Annotated in this window: 8 protein-coding genes; 5 read left to right on the top strand and 3 right to left on the bottom strand. The window is 72.9% G+C overall.

Annotated elements, in window-relative coordinates:
- Positions 1-184: 184 nt before the first annotated feature.
- On the bottom strand, positions 185-859 hold the full coding sequence (locus ACQKIP_RS35870; protein ID WP_365860328.1) for a maleylpyruvate isomerase family mycothiol-dependent enzyme: 675 nt from the start codon (positions 857-859) through the stop codon (positions 185-187).
- Between the two features lie 68 nt (positions 860-927).
- Between ACQKIP_RS35870 and ACQKIP_RS35865 the strand changes: the two genes are divergently transcribed.
- The 3 genes from ACQKIP_RS35865 to ACQKIP_RS35855 all read left to right on the top strand — a co-directional run bounded on the left by ACQKIP_RS35865 (position 928) and on the right by ACQKIP_RS35855 (position 4068).
- Complete coding sequence (locus tag ACQKIP_RS35865; protein ID WP_365860327.1) at positions 928-1626, top strand: HD domain-containing protein; 699 nt, start codon at positions 928-930, stop codon at positions 1624-1626.
- A 20-nt stretch (positions 1627-1646) separates the two neighbouring features.
- A complete protein-coding gene (locus ACQKIP_RS35860; RefSeq protein ID WP_365860326.1) occupies positions 1647-2720 on the top strand; it encodes a GNAT family N-acetyltransferase in 1074 nt (357 codons plus the stop codon).
- 100 nt (positions 2721-2820) lie between these two features.
- The gene (locus ACQKIP_RS35855) at positions 2821-4068 is read left to right on the top strand and encodes a Cmx/CmrA family chloramphenicol efflux MFS transporter (protein ID WP_365860325.1); all 1248 of its coding nucleotides are present in this window, start codon (positions 2821-2823) and stop codon (positions 4066-4068) included.
- Here the strand turns inward: ACQKIP_RS35855 and ACQKIP_RS35850 are convergent.
- Both ACQKIP_RS35850 and ACQKIP_RS35845 read right to left on the bottom strand, forming a co-directional pair.
- Positions 4019-4291: a DUF4031 domain-containing protein gene (locus ACQKIP_RS35850; RefSeq protein ID WP_365860324.1), complete on the bottom strand. Its 273-nt coding sequence runs from the start codon at positions 4289-4291 to the stop codon at positions 4019-4021. The genes ACQKIP_RS35855 and ACQKIP_RS35850 overlap by 50 nt on opposite strands.
- On the bottom strand, positions 4288-4656 hold the full coding sequence (locus ACQKIP_RS35845; RefSeq protein ID WP_365860323.1) for a hypothetical protein: 369 nt from the start codon (positions 4654-4656) through the stop codon (positions 4288-4290). The genes ACQKIP_RS35850 and ACQKIP_RS35845 overlap by 4 nt, the downstream gene beginning before the upstream one ends.
- 113 nt (positions 4657-4769) lie before the next feature.
- Between ACQKIP_RS35845 and ACQKIP_RS35840 the strand changes: the two genes are divergently transcribed.
- Entirely contained in the window at positions 4770-5693 is a 924-nt protein-coding gene (locus ACQKIP_RS35840; RefSeq protein WP_365860322.1) for a MurR/RpiR family transcriptional regulator, read from the top strand.
- A gap of 107 nt (positions 5694-5800) precedes the next feature.
- Positions 5801-6757: N-acetylmuramic acid 6-phosphate etherase (gene murQ / locus ACQKIP_RS35835; RefSeq protein WP_427745096.1), on the top strand; the 957-nt coding region annotated here is incomplete at its 3' end.

The raw sequence follows: 6757 nt of genomic DNA, 5'->3' as shown, positions 1-6757 counted from the left end.
CACCAGAGCGCCCCGTCAGGGGCGCGGGTAACTGCGCGATCAGCCACGACGGACCCGCAGGTACAAACGCCGATGCGCCCCGCAAGGGGCGCGGGGAACTGCGCGACCAGCCCCCACGCACCCGCAGACAAAGGCATAAGGGGCGCGGGGAACTGCGCAAGCCCGCCCAAGCACCCCGCAAGGGCTAGCTGAAGATTGCGAAGTCCGCCTCCCCAGCCCCCACAAGCTCATACCGCGTCCCCGCGAGAGGCCGCCCCGCACAGACCCGGATCAGAGTCGCCGCATCGCCGATGAAGCGGGCCGGCGGCGCACCCCCGCCCCCCGCACCAAGCAGCAGAGGCTCATCGAGCCCGTCCACATCGGCATGCAGCGCCGGCGCCTTCACCACCCTGCTCCGTGCCGCGAGCAACACCAACGCATCCGGCAGCCCGGACCCCCCATAAGCCCCCGGCAGCCCCCACGCCTCACGGACATCCCCCGCATGCACCCACTCCCCGAGGGCAACCCCGTCAAGCCGCCCCGCCGCCTTGGCGATCAGCGGCCCCGCCTCGGTCATCCCCCGCTCTAGCTCGTCCACGACACGGGAGTTGGACCAATCGGCACGCTCCGCGATGTCCCGCTCATTGCTCTCCGGCGAGTACACCCCCTCCTCGAAGCGGCTCTCGACCACCCGCATCAGGGCAGAGCCGCAGTGCGCGAGCACATGCCGCACGGTCCACCCCGGACAACAGGTCCGGATGCCGTACGCGGCTTCGTCCGCGCCCCGCAACAGCGGTATCAGGGCGTCGCGTTCGGTACGCAGAAGGCGGCCGGGCCGCTCGGGGTCGTACGTCTCGTCGTCAGTCCTCGTGGTCGTCATGGCGGCAGCCAACCCTGCCGCCGCCGCACCTGGCAACGGGTGGGCTTGCCCCGGTTTAGGGTCACACCATGGCCGACGACAACCACGCCGACGACAACAGCCACACGCACCACGAGGACCACGAGGACCACGAGACCCACCAGGACCTCCGCGCCCGCTGGCACACCACCCTGCTCGGCGCGAGCGAGACGGCCCCCGACCCCGCGCCCTACGCGGACAACCTGCTCGCGCGCTGGGCCGAGCCGCAGCGGCGGTACCACACCACCGCCCACCTGACGGCGGTCCTCGACCACATCGACGTACTGGAAGAGCACGCGCAGGACGCCGGACTCGTACGGCTCGCGGCATGGTTCCACGACGCGGTGTACGCGCCGGACCGCTCCGAGAACGAGGAGCGCAGCGCGCGCCTGGCGGAACGCGCCCTGGCCGAGGCCGGGTTGAGCGAGCCGCGGATCGCCGAGGTGGCCCGCCTGGTCCGCCTCACCGTCACCCACGACCCCGCCGAAGGCGACCACAACGGCGAGACGCTGTGCGACGCGGACCTGGCGATCCTGGCCGCCGCCCCCGACGCGTACGCCGCCTACGCCTCCGCCGTCCGCGAGGAGTACGCCTTCGTGCCCGACGAGGACTTCCGCGCGGGCCGGGCGGCGGTGCTGCGCCAGCTCCTCGCGCTGCCCCGACTGTTCCGCACGCCGTACGGGACGGCGCACTGGGAGGGTCCCGCGCGCGCGAACCTGGCGACGGAAATTGATCTGCTGACCGTCTGACGCTCCCGTACGCTCGGCGCATGCTTTCCATGGGTGGGGACCAGCTGGAGGAAGCCGCGGCGCACGCGGCGAAGGTGCTGCGTACGGCGGTGGGGCGCGACTGGAGCGTCAAGGCGGCCGGGCTCGACGGGACCTGCCTCAAGACGGCCGAGCACGTCGCGGGATGCCTCGTCGCGTACGCCGGGCAGCTCACGGGGCGGGCGACCGACACGTGGGTCCCCTTCGAGATCGCCTTCGACGAGGGCTCGGGGCCCGAGGACGCGATCAGCGTCATCGAATCCACCGCCGGGCTGCTCTCGGCGGTGGTGCGGACGACTCCGCCGGGGGTCCGCGGGTACCACCCCTACCCCTCCGGGAGCGCGGACGCGGTGGGCTTCGCGGCGATGGGCGTCGCGGAACTGCTGCTGCACACGTACGACATCGCGCAGGCGCTCGGCGTCGGCGCGGAGCCGCCTGCCGCACTGTGCGAGGCGGTACTGGCGCGGATCTTCCCGGAGGTCACGCCCGCGCGTACGCCCGAAGACCAGTGGGCGACGCTGCTCTGGGCCACGGGCCGCGTTGCTCTGGCGGGGCGCCCGAAGGTGGACTCCTGGCGCTGGCACAACGCCCTGTGGGTGCCCGCCGGGCGGATCGTGCTGCGGGAGGTGTCCCCCGCGGCTGCGGCGGATCTCGCCGCGGGCGGTACGGGCGGCTTCACGTGGATCGAAGGCGGGCCCTACGAAGGCACGCGCAGGGCCGCGGAGATGGTGACGAAGGCGTACACCTCCGGGGTGCACCGGCCCGAGTGGGGCATGTTCGTCCTGGTCCGGGCGGAGGACGAGATCGCCGTGGGCGGCATGGGGTTCCACGGGCCGCCGGACGAGGAGGGTGTGGCCGAGGTCGGGTACGACCTGGCGCCTGCCGCGCGCGGCCGGGGCTACGCCTCGGAGGCGCTCGCCTCCCTCTCCGCCTTGGCCCTCCCCCGCCCCGGAGTCTCGGCGCTCCTGGCCCTGATCGAACCGGAGAACACCCCTTCCCAAGCGGTAGCGACCCGAGCGGGCTACACCCGCACCCCGGACCGCGAAAACCTCCACGCCTACCTCCGCAAGCCCTAGCCACCACCCCGCCCACGGAATGCCACACGCACCCCCCGCGTTCAACACTGTTATGCCGTCCCCTGCTCAAAACCCCGCCACAAAGCCCGGCGCGAGCCGCATGCCCGTAGCCGTCTACATCCTCGGCCTCGCCGTCTTCGCCCTCGGCACGAGCGAGTTCATGCTCTCGGGGCTCCTGCCCCCCATCGCGGACGACATGAACGTCAGCATCCCCCGCGCGGGCCTCCTCATCTCCGCCTTCGCGATCGGCATGGTCATCGGCGCCCCCCTCCTCGCGGTGGCGACCCTGCGCCTCCCGCGGCGCACCACCCTCATCACGCTCATCACGGTCTTCGGCCTGGGCCAGGTCGCCGGCGCGCTCGCGCCCACGTACGAGATCCTCTTCGCGTCCCGCGTCATCAGCGCCTTCGCCTGCGCGGGGTTCTGGGCGGTCGGCGCCGCCGTCGCGATCGCGATGGTGCCGGTCAACCAGCGCGCACGCGCCATGGCGGTGATGATCGGCGGCCTGTCCATCGCGAACGTCCTCGGCGTGCCCGCGGGCGCCTTCCTGGGCGACAACTTCGGCTGGCGTTCCGCCTTCTGGGCGGTGGGGGCCGCCTCCGCGATCGCCCTCGTCGGCGTACTCACCCTCATCCCCCGCATCCCGCTCCCCGCGGAGAAGCCGCGCCTGAAGCGAGAGCTCGCCATCTACCGCGACCGGCAGGTCTGGCTCTCCATCACGATCACCGCCCTCGCGGCAGGCGGCGTCTTCTGCGCGTTCTCGTACCTCTCCCCGCTCCTGACGGACGTCGCGGGCCTGGACAAGGGCTGGGTCCCCACCGTCCTCGGCCTCTTCGGCGCGGGCGCCCTCGTCGGCACGGCGATCGGCGGCCGGTTCGCCGACGCCCATCTCTTCGGCGTCATGCTGAGCGGCGCCGCGGCCTCGACGCTGTTCCTCGTGGCCCTCGCCCTCTTCGCCGGTTCGGCGCCGGTGGCGATCGCCCTGTCCTTCCTCCTCGGCGTCTCCGCCTTCTACACCGCCCCGGCGCTCAACGCCCGCATGTTCAACGTCGCGGGCGCCGCCCCGACCCTGGCGGGCGCGACCACGACGGCCGCGTTCAACCTGGGCAACACGGGCGGCCCGTGGCTCGGCGGCACGGTCATCGACCTCAAACTTGGCTACGCATCGACCGCGTGGGCGGGCGCCGCGATGACGGCGGTGGCGATCGTCGCGGTGACCGTCTCCCTGCGCCTGCACCGCAGGACACCCAGCCGCGTGGTCACGGCCTCCGGTCCCACAGAGCCCGTGTTGGATTCCGCTACGCCGGCGCCGGACGCCCCTTCGGCCTCCGCAGCCCCGCGTCCGTAAGCCTGCGCACCAGCTCCTTGGAGCCGATCTCGACCGCGCCCGCGCGCACCGCGTCGTCGTAGCGGTGCGAGGGCAGGTCGTAGTGGTCGCGCTCGAAGGCGCGGCGCGGGGCGCCGATGCCCGCCGCGAACGCGTGCAGTTCCTCGTACGAGGAGTCGCTGACCAGGTGCGACCACATGCGGCCGTGGCCCGGCCAGGTCGGCGGGTCGATGTAGACGGTCACGCCGCATCGCCCGTGAGGCCGCCCACCGGCGCGACCACCACGCCCGCCTTGCCGCACACCCAGTGCGGGTCGGGGCCCAACTCCGGTTCGACGTCCAGGGCGTGCGGATCGCCGGAGCCGCAGACCGGGCAGAGCGGCCAGCGGCCGTAGCGCTCCAGGAGTCCGTCCTGGACGTCCTGGGCGACCAGGCCCGCCACGTACTCGACGCCCTCGGGCCACTGCTCGACCCACCAGCGGCGGTGCGCCACCGACTCCTCGACCAGCGAGACGACCTCGGCCTCGGCGACCTCACGCGCCACGAGGTCGGCGAGAACAAGTGCACGAGCGGCGTGCAGCGCCTGCTCCAGAGGGTCGATCGCGTCCATGCAGCCATTGTCCACCCCACGCGCAACCCGTCGAAGATCCACTCGATGGATGTGACCGAGATCGGGACCAAAGGGGTCTTGACCGACCACCGGTCCGAAAATATCTTTCAGACGTGACCAATGACGTGAAGGAAATTTTCGCGGGTGCCGCGCCCCCCGCCCCGGCCGCCCTCGCGGCCAAGGTGCGCACCCTCGCGCCGTCCATGACCCGCTCCATGCAGCTGGTCGCCGAAGCCGTCGCGGGCGACCCGGCAGGCTGCGCGGCCCTCACGGTCACCGGCCTCGCCGAGCTCACCGGCACCAGCGAGGCCACGGTGGTCCGCACCGCCCGCCTCCTCGGCTACCCCGGCTACCGCGACCTGCGGCTCGCCCTCGCCGGACTCGCCGCCCAGCAGCAGTCGGGCCGCGCGCCCGCCGTCACCGCCGACATCGCCGTGGACGACCCGATAGCGGACGTCGTGGCGAAGCTGGCCTACGACGAGCAGCAGACCCTCGCCGACACCGCCGCCGGACTCGACACCGTGCAGCTCGGGGCGGCCGTCGCCGCCCTCGCCGCCGCGCCCCGCACCGAGATCTACGGCGTCGCGGCCTCGGGCCTCGTCGCCCAGGACCTCGCGCAGAAGCTCCTGCGCATCGGCCACATCGCCCATGCGCACTCCGACCCGCACCTGGCCGTCACGAACGCGGTCACGCTGCGCTCCAAGGACGTGGCGATCGCGATCACGCACTCCGGGTCGACCGGCGACGTCATAGAGCCGCTGCGGGTCGCCTTCGAGCGCGGGGCGACGACCATCGCGATCACCGGCCGCCCCGGCAGCCCCGTCTCGCAGTACGCGGATCACATCCTGACCACCTCCACCGCGCGCGAGAGCGAGCTCAGGCCCGCCGCGATGTCCTCGCGCACCAGCCAGCTGCTCGTCGTGGACTGCCTGTTCGTGGGCGTCGCCCAGCGGACGTACGACAGCGCGGCCCCCGCACTCGCCGCCTCGTACGAAGCGCTCGCGCACCGGCACAGCCCGCGCGGCGGCATCCGCTGACCTCCCGCATCCGCTGACCTCCCGCATCCGCTGCTCCCACGGCCGCTGACCTCCCGCAGCTCCCGAACCCCCCGCCACCCCCGCCGCACACGAAAGAGCCGCCCCTCATGACCACGACCGACGCCACGCCTTTCCCCGCCCCGCACAACGGAGAGACGTACGGCGAGCTCCGCGCCCAGTTGGACACCCTCACCACGGAGGCGTTCCGGCCCGAGCTCTCCGAGATCGACCGGCAGCCCACGCTGGAGATCGCGAAGATCATGAACGGCGAGGACAACACCGTGCCCGCGGCCGTCGCCGAGCAGCTCCCGGCGATCGCCGCGGCCATCGACGGCACCGCCGAGCGCATGGCCCGCGGCGGCCGGCTCGTCTACGCGGGCGCGGGCACGGCCGGGCGCCTCGGGGTGCTCGACGCCTCGGAGTGCCCGCCCACCTTCAACACCGACCCGGCGGAGGTCGTCGGCCTCATCGCGGGCGGCCCGAGCGCCATGGTCACGGCGGTCGAGGGCGCGGAGGACCGCAAGGACCTCGCGGCCGGGGACCTGGACGCGCTCGACCTCACCGCGGACGACGTGGTCGTCGGCATCTCCGCCTCAGGGCGCACGCCGTACGCGATCGGCGCGGTCGAGCACGCGAAGGAACGGTACGGCGCGCTCACCATCGGCCTCTCCTGCAACGCGGACAGCGCCCTCGCGGCAGCCGCCGACCACGGCATCGAGGTGGTCGTGGGCCCCGAGCTGCTCACCGGCTCGACCCGGCTGAAGGCGGGCACGGCCCAGAAGCTCGTCCTGAACATGCTCTCGACGATCACGATGATCCGGCTCGGCAAGACCTACGGAAACCTGATGGTGGACGTACGCGCGTCGAACGAGAAGCTGCGCGCCCGCTCGCGGCGGATCGTCTCCCTGGCCACCGGCGCATCCGACGACGAGATCGAGGCCGCGCTCGCCGCCACCGACGGGGAGGTGAAGAACGCCATCCTCACCATCCTCGGCGGGGTGGACGGCCCCACCGCGGCCGACCTCCTCTCGTCCTCGGACGGCCACCTCAGGGCCGCCCTGGAC

Source organism: Streptomyces sp. NPDC059900 (assembly GCF_050270335.1).
Lineage (GTDB): Bacteria > Actinomycetota > Actinomycetes > Streptomycetales > Streptomycetaceae > Streptomyces.
This window is presented reverse-complemented; position numbering and strand designations above follow the sequence as displayed.